The sequence below is a fragment of the Pedobacter sp. CG_S7 genome (genome assembly GCF_040544395.1).
Lineage (GTDB): Bacteria > Bacteroidota > Bacteroidia > Sphingobacteriales > Sphingobacteriaceae > Pedobacter.
On sequence record NZ_JBEONS010000033.1, the window covers coordinates 15921 to 33936 of the forward strand.

The 18016-nt window shown below is 38.3% G+C and carries 17 protein-coding genes and 1 riboswitch; of the genes, 12 read left to right on the top strand and 5 right to left on the bottom strand.

Going from position 1 to position 18016, the window contains the following annotated elements; genetic code table 11:
* Positions 1-136 precede the first annotated feature (136 nt).
* Both AAKU52_RS14305 and AAKU52_RS14310 read left to right on the top strand, forming a co-directional pair.
* A complete protein-coding gene (locus tag AAKU52_RS14305; protein ID WP_354334691.1) occupies positions 137-751 on the top strand; it encodes a porin family protein in 615 nt (204 codons plus the stop codon).
* A 550-nt stretch (positions 752-1301) separates the two neighbouring features.
* Positions 1302-2066 (top strand): hypothetical protein, encoded by a 765-nt coding sequence (locus tag AAKU52_RS14310; RefSeq protein ID WP_354334693.1) that lies wholly within the window; start codon positions 1302-1304, stop codon positions 2064-2066.
* A gap of 89 nt (positions 2067-2155) precedes the next feature.
* Here the strand turns inward: AAKU52_RS14310 and AAKU52_RS14315 are convergent, their stop codons facing one another.
* On the bottom strand, positions 2156-3874 hold the full coding sequence (locus AAKU52_RS14315; protein WP_354334695.1) for an IlvD/Edd family dehydratase: 1719 nt from the start codon (positions 3872-3874) through the stop codon (positions 2156-2158).
* 249 nt (positions 3875-4123) lie between these two features.
* On the bottom strand, positions 4124-4807 hold the full coding sequence (locus tag AAKU52_RS14320) for a response regulator transcription factor (protein WP_354334697.1): 684 nt from the start codon (positions 4805-4807) through the stop codon (positions 4124-4126).
* A 196-nt stretch (positions 4808-5003) separates the two neighbouring features.
* A riboswitch (TPP riboswitch) is annotated at positions 5004-5096 on the top strand.
* A 61-nt stretch (positions 5097-5157) separates the two neighbouring features.
* Here AAKU52_RS14320 and thiS point away from each other — a divergent pair.
* From thiS to thiD, 8 genes are read left to right on the top strand one after another with little or no spacing between them, the layout of a single operon-like run.
* The gene (thiS, locus tag AAKU52_RS14325) at positions 5158-5361 is read left to right on the top strand and encodes a sulfur carrier protein ThiS (RefSeq protein WP_354334699.1); all 204 of its coding nucleotides are present in this window, start codon (positions 5158-5160) and stop codon (positions 5359-5361) included.
* A 13-nt stretch (positions 5362-5374) separates the two neighbouring features.
* Entirely contained in the window at positions 5375-7225 is a 1851-nt protein-coding gene (thiC, locus tag AAKU52_RS14330) for a phosphomethylpyrimidine synthase ThiC (RefSeq protein WP_354334701.1), read from the top strand.
* Positions 7226-7229: 4 nt separating this feature from the next.
* Complete coding sequence (locus AAKU52_RS14335; protein WP_354334703.1) at positions 7230-7820, top strand: thiamine phosphate synthase; 591 nt, start codon at positions 7230-7232, stop codon at positions 7818-7820.
* Positions 7813-8445: a thiamine phosphate synthase gene (locus AAKU52_RS14340; RefSeq protein ID WP_354334705.1), complete on the top strand. Its 633-nt coding sequence runs from the start codon at positions 7813-7815 to the stop codon at positions 8443-8445. The genes AAKU52_RS14335 and AAKU52_RS14340 overlap by 8 nt, the downstream gene beginning before the upstream one ends.
* A gap of 35 nt (positions 8446-8480) precedes the next feature.
* Positions 8481-9245: a thiazole synthase gene (locus tag AAKU52_RS14345; protein WP_354334707.1), complete on the top strand. Its 765-nt coding sequence runs from the start codon at positions 8481-8483 to the stop codon at positions 9243-9245.
* The gene (thiH, locus tag AAKU52_RS14350) at positions 9238-10353 is read left to right on the top strand and encodes a 2-iminoacetate synthase ThiH (protein WP_354334709.1); all 1116 of its coding nucleotides are present in this window, start codon (positions 9238-9240) and stop codon (positions 10351-10353) included. The genes AAKU52_RS14345 and thiH overlap by 8 nt, the downstream gene beginning before the upstream one ends.
* Positions 10354-10363: 10 nt before the next feature.
* Positions 10364-11422 carry a molybdopterin-synthase adenylyltransferase MoeB gene (gene moeB / locus AAKU52_RS14355; RefSeq protein ID WP_354334712.1) on the top strand — a complete coding sequence of 353 codons (1059 nt, stop codon included), beginning with the start codon at positions 10364-10366 and terminating at the stop codon, positions 11420-11422.
* Complete coding sequence (gene thiD, locus AAKU52_RS14360) at positions 11403-12236, top strand: bifunctional hydroxymethylpyrimidine kinase/phosphomethylpyrimidine kinase (protein ID WP_354334714.1); 834 nt, start codon at positions 11403-11405, stop codon at positions 12234-12236. Before moeB ends, thiD begins: the two co-directional genes overlap by 20 nt.
* Positions 12237-12310: 74 nt before the next feature.
* Here the strand turns inward: thiD and AAKU52_RS14365 are convergent, their stop codons facing one another.
* From AAKU52_RS14365 to AAKU52_RS14375, 3 genes are all read right to left on the bottom strand, one after another.
* A complete protein-coding gene (locus AAKU52_RS14365; RefSeq protein ID WP_354334724.1) occupies positions 12311-12484 on the bottom strand; it encodes a glycoside hydrolase domain-containing protein in 174 nt (57 codons plus the stop codon).
* Positions 12481-14178 carry a glycoside hydrolase domain-containing protein gene (locus tag AAKU52_RS14370; RefSeq protein WP_354334716.1) on the bottom strand — a complete coding sequence of 566 codons (1698 nt, stop codon included), beginning with the start codon at positions 14176-14178 and terminating at the stop codon, positions 12481-12483. Before AAKU52_RS14370 ends, AAKU52_RS14365 begins: the two co-directional genes overlap by 4 nt.
* Before the next feature lie 1095 nt (positions 14179-15273).
* Complete coding sequence (locus AAKU52_RS14375) at positions 15274-15729, bottom strand: GyrI-like domain-containing protein (protein WP_354334718.1); 456 nt, start codon at positions 15727-15729, stop codon at positions 15274-15276.
* Positions 15730-15842: 113 nt separating this feature from the next.
* Here AAKU52_RS14375 and AAKU52_RS14380 point away from each other — a divergent pair, with 113 nt between their 5' ends.
* Both AAKU52_RS14380 and AAKU52_RS14385 read left to right on the top strand, forming a co-directional pair.
* Complete coding sequence (locus AAKU52_RS14380) at positions 15843-16070, top strand: DUF4260 family protein (protein ID WP_354334720.1); 228 nt, start codon at positions 15843-15845, stop codon at positions 16068-16070.
* A gap of 922 nt (positions 16071-16992) precedes the next feature.
* A complete protein-coding gene (locus AAKU52_RS14385) occupies positions 16993-17769 on the top strand; it encodes a metallophosphoesterase family protein (RefSeq protein WP_354334722.1) in 777 nt (258 codons plus the stop codon).
* The last annotated feature ends 247 nt before the right edge of the window (positions 17770-18016 follow it).

An 18016-nucleotide genomic window follows, 5' to 3' on the forward strand; every position in this document is an offset into this window, starting at 1 on the left:
TGCATTCTAAACCTAAAAAATACAGAATGCACTGTAAATCAAGCACACAGGAGTTGAGTTCGTTGCGATTCAGTTGTTTTTTTAATTAATGGCACATTTATTTCAAAGAGCTTGCTATAATTAAATTGAATTTTATATGAAAAAGATATTTGTATTGGCCGCAGGCCTATTTTTATTCGCTGGAGCTGTTCATGCACAAAGTCCGATTAAATTTGGTATCAAGGGAGGTTTAAATCTTTCAAACATTATTAAGGATGATGGAAACAATAATTTTGAAACAAAAGTAAATCCAGGTTTCAATGCTGGTATCACCGTTGACATTCCTATTATTGAAAGTATTGCTTTTACACCAGAGTTATTGTATTCAACAAAAGGATATAAATTAACTTCAAATTATGGTGAATTTACACAAACTACTAATTTTATTGATGTGCCTATTTTGGCTAGTATTAAGTTAGGGGGATCAGGATTAAACCTGGTTGCAGGTCCACAGGTTTCTTTTTTATTGTCGACAAAAAACAAATTTAAAACCGACATGGGTCAAATAGAACAACAAGTAAATGAAGATTCAGACAAGTTTAAGAAAAGTCTTGTTGGTGGAGTAATAGGCTTCAGATATGACATCAACAATACCGTTGATCTTCATGGACGTTATGCGTTGGATTTCCAGAAAAACAATGAGAATGCGAGCAGTTCAACTCCAGAATATAAAAACCAGGTATTTTCTGTAGGATTTGGTTATAAATTTTAAAGTATAAGCTCAAATTTCCATTTGACAAAAAGCACTGTTCTTAATTGAATAGTGCTTTTTTGCGTCAGGCTGCGCTTACAATTTTTCCTTTTCGACCCTATGCTAGAACTTCATGTACTCGGGTAATGCCGAAGCCCAGTACCAATTTAATAATTCTGCAGAAAAAAGTTCCGTTTATATAGCAGGGTCAATAGCTACAAGTGCTTTAGCCTCTTCCAAATATTTCACATCAAGAATAAAGATACCACTAATTTCATCAGCTCCAAAGAATCTGCGTAAGCTTTATCGTATTTAGGATTTTTAATTTGCGCAAGAGCACTTAGCCTAATAAAAAACAAAAAGGTGATGAAGCTATCAATTAAAATGGTTAATAATAGAATTATAAATGTTCGATGGGCGGATTACAAAATATTTTCTTTTAAATCAAAATACCCAAAAGTAAGTATTGATGGTGAAAAAGCAGTATAATATCTTTGTATAAGTTCCTTCAAATGACAGCTGATATCCTCCTAGCTTAAGCCGTTCAAACTTCATTTTAATTCTTAAAATCATGAAAACCAAACTACTCTTAGCTGCTGTTTTAATCCTTGTAACAGTTCAGCTCCATGCACAAGAACGTTCAGCCTACCGCGCAGGGTACCTGCGTTTAGGAGTAAATATTTTAGGAGACCCCCTTCTTAATGCCCTCTCACCTAAGGACAATATATTTGAAGGCAGGTATGGTGCTTCAAGTGGTTATGTATTGGAATTAGGCCGAATCTTTTATTTTGGAAAAAAAAATAGTAAAAGTTTCGCTAAGCTTGGACTTGATTGGACCTTTTTATCTTTGAACTATAATAAAATGGATAAATGGGAGGAGTATGGACAAAAATCAGGGGCAAAAACCCTAAGCATTTCAGGTCAAAAAATTGCCGCTTCTGGTTCCAGTAAACTCGGGCCTGTACTCTCTTTGAATCTTTTTGAGAAAGTTGTGGTGGATGCAAGGGTACAAATTGCACCGACAGTTCGCTTTTTTGATTTTGCATATAGTGAAAATCAGGGCATGACAAATCAGCGCTATTTTAATTTCATCAATTATAGCGGAGAAAAAGAGGTTGATGGATTTGATGCAAAAAGTTTAAATAACAGGCTCGCTTTTGGTGTTGCCAGAAGTGCTGGGGTAACTTTACGTCGCAAAGGGCTCGGTATATCTGCTGATTATATTAAAGGCAATGTAAAAAGTACCTACGATGCTTATGATCATTCGCAACGCAGTAATGGGAAAGAGAAAATTAAATCCAAAACTTTACAATTCACTTTAAACTTTACGTTTTAGCTAAAAACTTTAAAATGATTCACAAAGGCCAGCCCGACTTTAAATTTTGGCCTTTGTGAAATAATGTTTTGCTTGTGGTAAATTAAAATTTAATGCGAATCTCTAGCTACTTTACTTCCTGATTTGCCTTTTAGAAAATCAAAATCAGCACCCAAATGGGCTTGCTCCACATGCTTTTGATAGAGATGAGTGTATCCCCTGGTCTCCATACCAAATCCAATAGCACCTTCCAGAGCTTTCTTTCTGTTGGTGATCTGCTCATCAGTCAAGTCCACATTTAATGTTCTATTCTGCACATTAAGTTTAATTACATCACCGGTATGAATGATACCCAAAGTACCGCCAACTGCCGCTTCAGGAGAAACATGTAGTATAACGGTTCCAAAGCCAGTACCACTCATTCTTCCATCGGAAATTCTTACCATGTCCGTAACGCCTTTAAGCAAGAGTTTTTTAGGTATACTCATATTTCCAACTTCTGGCATGCCTGGATAACCTTTTGGACCCACATTTTTTAAAACAAGGATACTATTTTCATCAACATCGAGATCTGGATCATCAATACAGGCTTTAAAATCTTCAATGCTTTCAAAAACCACGGCCTTGCCTTCATGATTCATTAAACGATCCGTAGCCGCTGAAGGTTTAATTACTGCACCATTTTCACATATATTTCCCTTTAAAACCACAATTCCAGAAACCGGATTAAAAGGCTCCGCTACTGTGGCAATTACATCCCTGTTTAAACACCTACTATGTTCGAAATTCTCTCCTATTGTTTTCCCGTTTACAGTTATAGCCTCCAGGTGTAAATGATTTTTTAATTCTTTTAACACTGCAGGTATGCCCCCGGCATAATAAAGATCTTCCATGAAATATTTACCGGAAGGTTGTAGATTAACAATTAAAGGGATGTCTGGGCAGGTTGCCTCAAAATCTTCCAGTTTCAAATCTATGCCTATCCTACCTGCAATAGCCAGTAAATGAATCACGAAGTTTGTAGACCCTCCAATAGCTGCATTAGTGATCATCGCATTTTCAAAAGCCTCCCTAGTGAGTATATCTGAAAGTTTGAGGTCTTTTTTCACCATTTCTACAATTCGCATTCCTGATAAATGTGCCAAAACCTTTCTCCTAGAATCTGCAGCAGGAATAGCTGCATTTTCTGGCAAAGATAAGCCTAGCGCTTCCACCATGCTTGCCATTGTTGAGGCTGTACCCATTACTGCACAATGCCCCTGACTTCTACACATACATGCTTCAGCAACAGACAATTCCTCCTGACTCATCGTACCCGATCTTTCTGCTTCACTAAATCTCCAAATATCTGTAGTTCCAATATCTTTACCCTCATATTTCCCTGTTAGCATGGCTCCACCGGAAACTACAATTGTTGGCAAATCCACACTGCATGCACCCATAACCAAAGAAGGTGTGGTTTTATCACAACCACAAAGCAGTACCACACCGTCCAGTGGATTTGCACGAATGGATTCTTCCACGTCCATGCTAACCAGGTTTCTAAATAGCATTGCTGTAGGTTTCATCAATGTTTCCCCTAAAGACATCACCGGAAATTCAACTGGAAATCCCCCTGCTTCATATACCCCTCTTTTTACAGATTCTGCCAACTCCCTAAAATGAGCATTACAAGGAGTAAGTTCAGACCAGGTATTACAGATTCCGATTACAGGCTTCCCTTCAAATTCATGAGCAGGGATGCCTTGATTTTTCATCCATGCCCTATAAATAAACCCATCTTTACCTTTACGTCCAAACCAGTTAGCGCTTCTTAAACCTTCTTCCATAGCAGATATTTTTTTATAATTTTCCCATTCAATACTTGTATAAACAGATTTATAAATGGATATTTTCTAAATTACAAATTAATAAAGGCATACACAAACACTCCTTTGAAGAAAAAATATTATTTTAAATTAACGCCTGCACTTTTTTGCCAATCGTTTACTCCTACAAGTATTGGAGATAGCCCAATTACAAGCATTAGATTTGAAAACTGCGCAGCTATTTTAATGGCATTAATAAAAAGGTTATGCTTATACCAAATTATAAGCCTGGGCAAATTTCATGGTATCATAATTATTTTTAAGACACAATTTACTCCGCAAGTTTCGGCGGTGAGTATCCACTGTTGCAGGAGAAATAAAAAGCCTGCAAGATATTTCTACGGAATTCATTCCTAAAGCAACACAACTCAGTACTTCCTTTTCACGTTTAGTAAGTTTAAGAAATAACGGGGAATTTTCCCTGAAAAAGCTAAGTTCTTCCATCAATCGGCTTACTTTTATGGTAATATGATGTGCAGGATCAATGTTACTTGCTAAAGTTATGATGTGAGTAGGCTGACCTGACTCATTTCTACAAAATACTTGAGTATTACTTGCAAACAAGATCCATTCCTTATTAAATTGGTTTCGAATTTGTTGGAAATAACCAACGGAATCACTCGTATTAGATTTAATTAAACAGACAATTTTAGAAACATAATCATTGCTCTCTTCTAGATTAAAATACTTAGAGCGGTATTGTTCAATATTCAACTCTTGAAGCTCCTCCACACCTATACCTAAGCGATCCAAACCAAGTTTGTTCATATAGATTACTTTTAAATCCAATGCGCTATGAATTACAACTACCGCAGGTATTTCATCCGCAATTAGCTTTATCATTGCTACACGCTGGTCAAAATTTTGATGCGAAAGAGTGCCTTTACTTTTCATATTACTAAATCTCTAAAGTACAAAAATTTAAGTATTTAATAATCGCAACTATCTATAATTTAAAATAAATAAATTTAACAATCTAAATATCGTATACAAACGAATATCGTCAACTAAAGGTGTTTGAATGAAAAACCCATATTTGCAAAATTTTGCAAAAGAATTCTTGAAAAGTCAAAGTTTTTCATACCTTACGACCAAACTTTAGGGGTGTCCTTTGCGGACTGAGATAATACCCTTTGAACCTGATGCGGTTAGTACCGCCGAAGGGAAAAGTGAAAGCAACCCTATGTGTTGCTTTTTCCTTCCTATACGGGCCATTCCTATCGTTGTTATTTTAAACAAGCAGAATGGAAATTACCGTCAATCAAAAAATTCATTTAGTTCCTGAAAAATGCAGTATAGCACTATTGCTTTCTGATGTTCTTTGTCAGTCTGGAGCAGGTTTGGCTGTGGCTATCAATCTTTCTATTGTTCCAAAAATAAGCTGGGAGGAGACTTTGCTTCATCCTGGCGATCAGGTGTTCATTATAAAAGCCACTCCCGGTGGATAAAAAAAAAACAATTATGAAAAAAGAGCCAATTACAACCGACCACACCATTACCACTACCCCTTTTGCCGCCTCCCGAAAAATCTTTGTTAAAGGTAAACTGCATGACATCAATGTTGCAATGCGGGAAGTTTCGCTTAAGGAACCCAATTTACCAGTAACCATTTATGACACCAGTGGCCCTTACACAGACATGAATGTGACTGTTGATGTAAAAAAAGGTTTATCCCGCTTGCGCGAACAATGGATTGTTGACCGGGGCGATGTGGAACAATTAGATCAGATTTCTTCGGCCTATGGAAAGCAACGGCTGGATGATGAAGCACTCAACCTACTGCGCTTTTCGAACTTAAGCAAACCTTACCGGGCAAAACCAGGGATGAATGTTTCGCAAATGCATTATGCAAAAAAAGGGATCATAACACCCGAAATGGAATATATAGCGATTAGAGAAAATCAGCGCATAGAAACATTAAAAGAGCAATTGCATGGAGATGACGAGGCCTTGATCTATCAGCACAAAGGACATAGTTTTGGTGCCAATACCCCACAAGGTTCTATAACACCTGAATTTGTGAGACAAGAAGTAGCATCTGGCCGAGCCGTTATCCCATCCAACATCAACCATCCAGAAAGTGAGCCTATGATTATTGGTCGTAATTTTCTGGTAAAGATCAATGCTAATATTGGTAACTCTGCCGTGACCTCAAGCATTGAAGAAGAAGTTGAAAAATCTGTTTGGGCTTGTCGCTGGGGTGCCGACACAGTGATGGATCTTTCTACTGGAAAAAACATTCATGAAACCCGCGAGTGGGTCATCCGCAATTCACCAGTTCCAATTGGAACTGTCCCTATTTATCAGGCATTAGAAAAGGTCAATGGAAAAGCGGAAAACCTTACGTGGGAGATCTTTAAAGACACTTTAATAGAACAAGCCGAGCAAGGAGTAGATTATTTTACCATCCATGCAGGGGTATTATTGAGGTATGTACCTTTAACAGCAAAACGCATTACGGGCATTGTATCCAGAGGGGGTGCTATTATGGCTAAATGGTGTCTTGCCCACCATCAGGAAAACTTCTTATACACTCACTTTGAAGAAATATGTGCGATCATGAAAGCTTATGATGTTGCTTTTTCACTCGGCGACGGATTAAGACCAGGCTGTATTGCTGATGCAAATGATGAAGCCCAATTTGGAGAATTAGAAACTTTAGGCGAATTGACAAAAATCGCATGGAAACATGATATCCAAACAATTGTAGAAGGCCCCGGACATATACCAATGCACCTGATTAAAGAAAATATGGAGAAGCAATTGGCGCATTGCGGAGAAGCACCATTTTATACTTTAGGGCCACTAACTACCGATATTGCCCCTGGTTATGACCATATTACTTCTGCTATTGGCGCTGCAATGATAGGATGGTTTGGCACAGCGATGCTATGCTATGTTACGCCAAAAGAGCACCTGGGCCTACCCAATAAAAAAGATGTTAAGGATGGCGTGATCACCTATAAAATAGCGGCCCATGCAGCAGATCTTGCTAAAGGCCATCCAGGTGCACAATACCGCGACAATGCTTTAAGTAAAGCCCGTTTCGAATTTAGATGGGAAGATCAATTTAACTTATCCCTTGATCCGGATACTGCGAAAGAATTTCACGATGAAACCTTACCTGCCGAAGGTGCTAAAATTGCCCACTTCTGTTCCATGTGCGGGCCAAACTTCTGCTCTATGAAAATTACCCAGGATGTGAGGAATTATGCCAAAGAAAAAGGCTTAACAGAAACAGAAGCCTTATCAAAAGGGATGGAAGAAAAAGCTAAAGAATTTGCACAAAAAGGCAGTGAACTTTATTTGTAAAAAAATGGAAGTCATCGTCATTTCGAATCCAATCGCTGTAGCCAATGAAGCCGAGATTATTAACAACTTATTTGCTGCCGGTCTTAAGCGATTTCACCTCAGGAAACCAGCCTATAGCAAGTTGCAGGTAATAGCATTATTAACGCTTATTCAGGAGAGCTATCATCAGTATATTGCTATACACCAACATCATGAAATAGCAAAAGAATTCGGTATAGCCAGGCTACATTATACAGGACAGCGAATGAAGGACACAAACCCGGAGTTATGGCAAATACAAAAAGAAAATGGGAACACATTAAGTGCCTCTATCCATGAGCTAGGTAGGCTATCAACATTAAACACCTTTGATTATGTGTTTTACGGGCCAGTTTTTAACAGCCTCTCCAAACCCGGGTATAACAGTAAACTGCCACCAGAATTTAGGTTGGTAAAAAATCCAGACACACCCAAAGTTATTGCTTTGGGTGGCATAGATGCTGGAAACTTACAACAAGTTAAGGATAAACAGTTTGATGGAGCAGCAGTTTTAGGTGCAATATGGAATAAGCCAGAACAGGCGCTAGCAAATTTTAAAAAGTTGAATAATGATTGACAAACTGCAATATATATCTCCACCCACAACAAGGTTTTCACCTATTCCTGCCGTAGCAAGTGCTTTAGCAGCAGGATGTAAATGGATACAATTGAGGGTAAAAGACCAACCAGAAAACATGGTGTTGCAATATGCATTAGCAGCCAAAGCACTTTGTGAAGAGTACCAGGCTAAGCTTATTATAAATGACTACCCTGAAATTGCACTTTTAGCAGGCGCTTATGGTGTTCACCTTGGCCTGGTAGACATGCCTGTAAAAGAAGCCCGTTTAATAGTTGGCCAAAAACGCTGCATTGGTGGTACTGCCAATACATTTGAAGACATTCTACAAAAAGTAGTGGCAGGTGTTGATTATATTGGCCTGGGACCTTTTAAGTTCACTTTCACTAAAAAAAACCTAAGTCCGATTGTTGGTTTAGCTGGTTATAAAACCATAATGGAAAAAGTAAAACAAGCAAACATCAGCCTGCCAATTATTGCGATAGGTGGAATTGAACTAGAGGATATTCCATCTTTAATGCAAACAGGGATTTACGGTGTTGCCATATCTGCTGCTTTAACACAAGCCAAAGATCGCAATAACCTAATTAAAAGTATGTATAGGGATTTAAACGCTGACCTATAAAAGATTTATTAAATGACATTCTTAAAAAAACAGCCATGTTAAAAATTGCCGACAAAACTTTCAATTCACGCTTATTTACGGGCACAGGTAAATTTAGTTCCTCCGCTTTAATGGAAGAAGCCCAGCTTGCTTCCGGATCGGAACTGGTAACCGTAGCCTTAAAGCGAATTGATGTAGTAAACACTGATAAAGATATTTTAATCCACTTAAAACATCCCCATATCAATTTATTGCCCAATACATCAGGTGTTAGAAATGCTAAAGAAGCAGTATTTGCTGCACAGTTAGCACGCGAAGCTTTAGAAACTAACTGGATAAAACTAGAAATACATCCTGACCCTAAATATTTAATGCCAGACCCCATTGAAACTTTAAAAGCGACGGAAGAATTGGCGAAGTTGGGTTTTATAGTCTTGCCCTATATACATGCAGACCCAGTTTTATGCAAACGCCTGGAAGATGCGGGAACAGCAGCGGTAATGCCCTTAGGATCTCCTATTGGCAGTAATAAAGGATTAAGAACAATAGACTTTTTAGAGATCATTATCAACCAGAGCAAGGTTCCTGTTATTGTAGATGCCGGAATAGGCTCGCCCTCTGATGCGGCTAAAGCACTAGAAATAGGTGCCGATGCCGTTTTGGTCAATACCGCTATTGCCGTTTCCAGCAATCCCGTACAAATGGCAATCGCTTTTAAATTGGCCGTTGAAGCGGGAAGAATGGCTTTTGAAGCTAAACTTGCTTTACCACTTTCATATGCTGTAGCCAGCAGCCCTTTAACTTCTTTTTTAGATGAGTAATTTCAACACATTTTTTGAGACCTATAATTGGGAACAAACAAAGGCAAGTATTTATGCCAAAACCAGTGCTGACGTAGAAAAAGCGATACATACACAGCGCCGGACTTTAGCCGATTTTGAAGCACTGATTTCACCCGCAGCAGCGCCATATTTAGAACAAATGGCGAAAATTAGTCAGGCTTTAACCCTCCGCCGTTTTGGTAAAACCATCCAAATGTATGTGCCGCTCTATTTATCTAATGAATGCAATAACATCTGTACTTATTGTGGTTTTAGCTACGACAATAAGGTGAGACGTAAAACGCTTTCCCCGATGGAGATTATGCAGGAAGTTGCCGCAATTAAGGCAATGGGTTATGACCATGTACTTTTAGTTACCGGCGAAGCAAACCTAACGGTAAATGTGGCTTATTTTAAAAAAGTATTGGATCTGATTCGGCCGCATTTTTCTCACATTTCGATGGAAGTGCAGCCGCTTGACCAGGTAGAATACGAAGAATTGAAACCTTATGGCTTAAATACGGTACTGGTTTACCAGGAAACCTACCATGAGGAAGATTATAAAAAGCATCATCCCAAAGGAAAAAAATCTAATTTCGAATACAGGCTGCAAACACCAGAAAGATTAGGTAGGGCAGGAATTCATAAAATTGGATTAGGGGTTTTAATTGGCCTGGAAGACTGGCGTACCGATTCCTTTTTCACCGCTTTACACCTTCAGTACCTGGAGAAAACTTATTGGCAAAGCAAATACAGCTTGTCCTTTCCGCGATTAAGACCTTTTAGTGGTGGATTAGAACCAAAAGTAAACATGAACGACAGAGAGTTAGTGCAGCTGATCTGTGCTTATCGGCTTTTTAATGAAGAGGTTGAACTTTCTATCTCCACTCGGGAATCGCCAGATTTCAGGAATAACGTCCTTAAATTAGGTATAACCTCCATGAGTGCAGGTTCAAAAACCAATCCAGGAGGCTATGCTGTAGCACCAGAAACATTAGAACAATTTGAAATTTCAGATGAACGCAGTCCTGCGGAAATAGCTAAAGTAATCAGCGAACAAGGTTATGAACCAGTTTGGAAAGACTGGGATAATTGTTTGACGCATTAAAAACGGAAAGATGTTAGAAAAAGAGGAGCTTAAGCAATACCAGCGACAAATCATATTGCCCGAATTAGGTTTAACAGGTCAGCAGAAACTAAAAAGCGCTAAAATATTAATTGTAGGTGCCGGTGGTTTAGGTTGCCCTGCATTACAATACCTGGTTGCTGCAGGAATAGGCACTATAGGTATTATTGATGCAGATGTAGTTGAGCTAAGTAATTTACACAGGCAAATTCTTTATGCCACTAATGATGTGGGTAAATTAAAAGCAGAAACGGCTAAAGAAAAGTTAGCTGCACTTAATCCAAACGTACAAATCAATGCTTATCCAGTACGCTTAACCAGTTTAAATGCGATTACTCTCTTTAGTCAATATGACTTAATCATTGATGGATCTGATAATTTTAAAACCCGTTACCTCACTAACGACACCTGCGTAGCCTTGAGTAAGCCCTTGGTATTTGGATCTATCTTAAAGTTTGAAGGACAAGTTTCTATTTTTAATTATTTAAAAGGCCCAAATTACCGAGATATTTTCCCTGATAGCCCAGCAGCACAAGAAGCACCTAATTGCTCAGAAGTTGGTGTAATCGGTATCTTGACTGGAATTATTGGTTTATACATGGCAAACGAAGCGATAAAAATATGTTGTGAATTTGGGGAAACACTTTCAGGAAAACTAATGACCTATAATGCCCTGAATAACAAAATGAATATTTTCAATTTTAACAGTCCAGTTAAGCTTTCAACAGCACAAGAAAAAACGATAGATTTAGCACGACCAGTTGAGGAGATCAAGAATGGTGAAATCAGTCTTGATGATTTAAAGAAATGGCTTGATCATCAACCTGATCAGGTTTGCTTGATAGATGTAAGGGAAAATTTCGAGTTCGAGGATTATCATCTAGGCGGGCTTAATATTCCACTTTATGAGTTAAGCGAAAGGCTAGGTGAGGTTCCTATGGACAAGAAAATAGTTATTATCTGCCAGACAGGACAACGGAGTAAAATTGCAATCAATCTGTTAAGACCTTTTTTTAAAGGCGAATTATTACATGCTAAGTACGGTTTATAAATATCCTTCTGTTTTAACTATTGCAGGATCAGATTGCAGTGGAGGTGCAGGTATACAGGCCGATCTTAAAACATTTGCTGCCCTTGGCTGTTATGGCACCAGTGCTATTACTGCGGTAACGGTTCAAAACACTTTAGGCACCAGCAAGATTCACAATTTACCACCAGAGCTGGTACAAGAGCAGGTTATTGCGGTGATGGAGGATATTAAATGTGGAGCCATTAAAATTGGAATGGTCCATAACCGTCAACTTATTGAGGCGATTGCAGTGGTCATAAAAAACTATGCTATTCCTATAATATTCGATTCAGTAATGGTGGCCAGCAGCGGAGACCAGTTAATAGAAAACGATGCTGTTGAAGCACTAAAAACGACCTTGATTCCTTTATGCACTTTAGTTACCCCAAATTTGGATGAGGCTGCAGTTTTAACCTCAATGAAAATAAATACGGCCGGGGACATGGAGAATGCTGCAATTCGTTTAATCGAAGATGGGTGTAAAGCTGTATTAATTAAGGGTGGGCACTTAAAAGGACCTGAGCTTTTTGATATTTACCTTGATCAGCAGGGGAAACAACAGCTTTTCAAGTCAACAAAGATTGACACCAGCAATACCCATGGCACTGGCTGTACGCTTTCTTCAGCTATAGCCGCTTTTATGGCCATGGGTTATGAATTATTAATTGCTATTGAAATGGCAAGAATATATGTATACCGGGCTATTGAAAATGGCAAGAATGTTAAAACCGGAAATGGACATGGCCCACTAAATCATTCCTTTGCTCCAAGAAAAATGGCTTTGGTTAAGGTATAATGTTATTTATTTGCTTTAGCCCATTCTCTAAGCATAGCTATAGATTTTCTTTCACCGAAACAATCACCAGGTATTTAATCACCCATTTCGAGTAGCAGGTTACCACCTTTATGTATTTCGCTGAATGGAATGTGGACACCCTTCAATAAAACCCCATTCAACTTCGCGGAATGCACGTAAATATTTTTGACTGAATTATTGGTAGTCTTGATGGTAAAAGGCTTTTTTCCAGGAGATTTTATGGTTATTTTATCAAATAATGGACTTCCATATTGTAAAGTAGGTAGCTGTTCCGTAACCGTCGGGGTCGGATAAACTGTGTTTCAGGATCAAAAGATTTTTTCCAGTTCTGAGAAAGCTGCATCAATTTAGCATAATCTTCCTTTTTACCTAAAGCTTTGGCCCACTGTGCAACCGCATAACTACTGAAGCTGTATTCCAAACTATGTGAAGTACCAAAATGCGAACCATCAGGAAAATCAAGCCAATTATAAGATTCATCGAAGGGTATGAATCCACGCTCTAGAAATGCTTTAAGGTCCACCTTTCCAGCACCAGCAGGTCTATTTTGCCAGTCGATTTCATTCTTTAACGCAGCTTTATAGCCTAAATCAACATCAAAATTCCGAAGCCCACTGTTATATGCGGCCGCAGCAACTAAAGAAATATAATTCGTTCCCACACCAGATACATATCGGCTGGCAGCAATGCCATCGCCAAGCCAACCTGCGTCCTTATAGATTAAAAGCTGACTTTGCACCCAATCCTGCAGATATTCCGGATAAGCGATACTCCACAGCTGCGTCAAATTCCAAAAAGCGCCCCAAATTGCATCCGTATTATAATGATGGTGAATAGGCTGTCCATTTTCACCCAAGGAAATCTGTCCGATTCCACCATCGTTTTTTGGATAAGCCCCGTTAACGTCACTCGCCAATCCTCGGCCAAGTAAAGCATGGTACAATCCAGTATAAAACTTAATTTTATCAACAGCAATCCGCCCAAGGTGTTCCTCCCAGGTGGTTAGTGCATTTTCCTTTGCTTTATCAAAAGATAGGTCAGCAGCTTCTTTTTGCAGGTTATTTTTAGCATTTGCAACAGAAGTATAAGAAAGGCCAATTTTAATATTGACCACTTTTTTTTCACTACCAGCAGCAAAAGTTAGGTACGCCCCAGCCCCTTTCCCATTTACTTCTTTTTTATCAGGTTGTTGAACTTTACCAATAAAAGTTCCGGTAGCAACAGGAGATTGGTCTGGAACGGCATAGAAATACATGCTTAGGGAAGCCCCCTTCTGGTATTTTTTAACATATTCAGGAAGCGTAGTAACCCAGCCCTCTATACTACCATCAGCATTAATCTTTACTTTGGCATCGCTCACCTTTCCACTTTCACCTTGTTGATTACCAATATCAAAAATAAGATGCCCTTCTTTATTTGCTGGATAGGTATACCGGTGAAACGCAACCCTTTTTGTTGCTGTTAATTCTGCCTTAATACCATAATCTTTTAAAAAAACAGAATAATAGCCGCTTGTTGCAAACTCGTCTTTTTTATCGAACGCAGACCTATAACCTTCATTTGAACTATCCAAAGCACCAGGAACTGTCTTGAGCGTACCAGTGGTTGGTGCACAAACGATTCCTCCAATTTGAAACTCATGGAAATTCGCAAAACCTTCAATAGACGTATGTCGGGAATCATAGCCTACTGCTTCCCAACCACTTTTATTTCCTTCATGGCCATTGGTAGATGGTGCAGGTTTTGCCATACCAAAAGGTACAGCTGCCGGTGTATAGAAAAACCACCTGCTATGTGCCGTACCAATATTAAGCTGTACGTAATCCGTTAACTTTTCAGCTATAATTGACTCAGATCCACACGCTCCCCATAGTAAACTGAGGCACCACAGAAAAGTAAACCTACTCCACTTATTTCTCATAACTTATTTTTACTTATGACCAATTTATATTTAGTTTAATATGTTGGTATGTATGTACATATCATGTTATAACAAATATATAAACATTAAGATCAATATTAAAAATTCGATTAGGGTAAAATAAGAAGAGTAGTAAATCTTTAGTTAACCTCACGTCATTAGAAACCGCACTAATCATTACTGAAAAAACACTATTATGCTCTACCACTTTTTTCATGTGTGCATAACTTTCTTCTACTCTAGACCAGCGGTAATCTCTTCAAAGATCTAAAACCGGTCCGTAGGTAATGTGTGCCCACTGTAGCCGTAACGCCAGCCATTTCTTCTAACAATTTTGGATTTCAAGTAGAAGCCTGTCCTATACCTGTTGGAAAAACAGTTGTACCTATTGCCGTGTGCCCATAGGGTGCTTCCTCGGCTAGAAATAATGGAATTCCTAAACGGGTATTTTTAATGACATAGCGCTGTAATGCATTTGCAACTTCAGCAGCTAAAGTAGGGTTTAAACCATTATCGAGGGTTTACTTTTGTTTTTCTCATACATCTCCCATCCCAGCGGACATAACAGTTGGCCAATTTTTTCCTCAACGGTCATCCGGCCAATAAGATCATCGACCCGTTCAGCAACCGGTAAGCGTGCATTTTTATAGGGAATTTTATCCTGTGCAATGGCTGAATGACCATATAATAATAAAAGACAAATAAAGATTTTAAAGGAAGCAATGCTGATGAATCAATTACATTAAAAGTTTATACTTTCAAACATACTTATTTTATTAAAGATAAATAATTCATGCATTATTTTTGTGTTTCATAGAAGAAGGTTATGGCCTGGCTGGGCTACATATTATAAAGTACTTGTGCCTCCTAACGGTAGTATCTTTCCTTATCCTTGGTAGGTCTTTGCTAGGTCTCTTGATTGCGTTAAGGACCTCGCAACGACCTACCAAGGATTTACCAGCGTCCTAGCAAATCTATCTTGTCCTATACTGAAATACGTTTACTGATAATAAAATTAATTACGTAAAAAAGCCTACCGTATCGCTTACGGTAGGCTAAGAAAAAATTACGAAATAAAGGGGGGAAGCACTGCTGTTATACTGCAATAAATATATCAACAACAGCATTTTCTGGGTCAATAGATTTGTTATCGTATACTTCAAAATCGGCTGTGAAAGCTCTTTTTAGGTCTGAGCTCCAAATCTTTGTCCATTCTTTAATAACAGCTCCCTGCATTAAATTTCCTGTAGCTACAAATTTTTCATAATCTGCGTCTTCAAATGTTTTGCTAACCATATCCTCAGGAACGTTGTTTAAGTTTTGAACTTTACAGCCCAGAATTGTGGTATAAGGCTTGGTGTGGTCTTTTTGGTAATCGGTATAGATACAATAAAGCGTATTGTCAACTTTATTCGGGATTTTTTCAAGAACTCCGTCGGACATGAATTTACCCCAAAGTGCAGGAATATCTTTACTTGCTTGTCCGTTTTCGTTAGTTGTCCTAACTGAAATACCAATTATGCTAAACGCTCCTATTTTCTGAATACTCATTTTTATAAATTAATTTATTGTGTTGTTATTTTTTGTCTTGATTGCTATACTTTAGAGGAGCTTTTAATTTATTTTAAAATCACCTCATGATCCCTTAACAAAATAATTAGCTGTTGGCTTTATCAAAAAATGATAGCTATAATTTATTTCATCACCGTGCAGTTGCAATACTAGTATCTGACTTCAGAATATTAATGGCAAAGAACCTGTTCAACGCTATTGGAGTTTTACTTTTTGCAAACGCTTCATTTGATCGGCTATTGGGTTTTGGACTAAAATACAATGATCAAATTATGCATACGCATCTGAGCTGGATGATTAAGAATAATAAGTATCATTAATTCCAGGCAAAACTATCCAAAGTGCGAGCCTTTGTGATACCTATATTGTATTAAGCCACAAAAAAAGCCTTTAACATTACGCTAAAGGCTTTTTTAATTCTATTCTGCGGAGAGAGAGGGATTTGTACTCCCCATCAATTCAACGCTTTAATTCAATATTTTCAGGGCTTTTATTCTTTACTCACCGAATTACTCACCACTCAATTTTTGCTATGATATAGCTGCAAATGCTATGAGTCAAAATTAACGAATATTGGCATATTTTTTAAATATTTTCACAATAATAATTCATCTGCTAATGAGGTATTGTTGGTCGATTGTGGATGTTATAAAATTCAACCCTCTGCGGATCAAATCCTGAAATGAATAAATAGGTAAAGCGGCTTTGTTCTTTGCTAAATAGATCGCTGGAATAACATTAGATGTGAGAACCAGGGATTTATATGTATAATCCTGTGGTTGGTCAACAAATTTACTCAATTGCTGCTCATGAATTTTATCATGGTCACCTCAGCCGCTTCGAGATGGATTCGGCCTTTGCTTCCTTTTCTAAATTTTAACCTTGATATCTGGCCAAACAAAATCTTAAGTATCAGCAAAGGGCGGTTGTCCATGATCGTACTGACTGTTTTAGGCACGATCCCTGTTTTTTTTAAACCAGAAATTCTGTTGGCCAGAACAATAAGCGGCACCATGGTTATTGGTTTGGTCCTAGATTTTTATGCTGGAATAGCAAAATACCCAAGTTTTCATTTTACGCACCCGTTGCGGTCGGGCTGATTATGGGTTTGATGATTGCCTTTGATAAAGTTCCGCAGTCGTGGATATTTACCGAAGGAAAGTATGCCGACCTTTTAGGCGTTAATTTTTGGGGGTTCCTTTTATGCTTTATTCTTTTCTTCCTTCCAATGACAAATACATTATGGATCAGAAAATAAAGTCCTTAGCAACTATTGAAGGACCTTTGCTCGTTTTTGGTGGGGTTTATTCCAATTTCCAGACATTGAGGGTGCTTCATGCGGAAGCACAGAAAAGGGATATTCCGGCTTCCAATATCATTTGTACCGGAGATTTGGTGGCCTATTGCGCCCAGCCTTTAGATTGTATCCATTTCATTCACGATTGGGGGATTCATTGTATTACCGGCAATGTAGAAATAAGCCTTTATCAGGTAAATGATGACTGTGGCTGTAACTTTGACGAAGGCGGACGCTGTGATACCTTCTCCCGACAGTGGTATTCCTTTTTGAAAAATGAAATGACCTTGCAGGAAATTAAATGGATGAAAAATTTGCCGCATTTTCTGGAATTTAAGTACTCAGATAAACGGTTTTTTGTGTTGCATGGTTCCTATCAGAATACTTCTGAATTTATCTTTAAATCAAGCACTTGGGAAATCAAAGAACAAATTTTTGTTAAAGCGAAAGCTGATGTGATCCTCGCCGGGCACTGTGGTATCCCTTTTTATCAGGGAAAACATCAAAAACTATGGCTCAATGCCGGGGTGATCGGTATGCCCGCCAACGATGGAACTCCCAGGGTCTGGGTTGCTTTATTAAACGATGCTGGAAATAATTTCAAGTTTGAAATACTCCCTTTGGATTATGATTATATGCAGGCAGCAAACCGGATGAAAAACAAAGCTTTGCCCCCTGGTTTACAAAGAAACACTTCAATCAGGCATCTGGGACAATTGTGAAATTTTGCCCGATGAGGAAGAAAAATTACAGCGGATAGGGTTGGATTTTGAGTGATAGCGGGCAATAGGGTAAGCCGCTTATTGTATGAAGCGGGGTTTGAGCCGTTTTTTGATGTTCTTATCATTTTCAATTACATTAGTACCCATGAAATGGAGGGTCACGTAAATTTTCTGGGGATTAGTTGTTAAATTTGTTCAAAAAACAAGGATGGATTTTTCACTATCAGGTCAATTTTTACCAACAGAT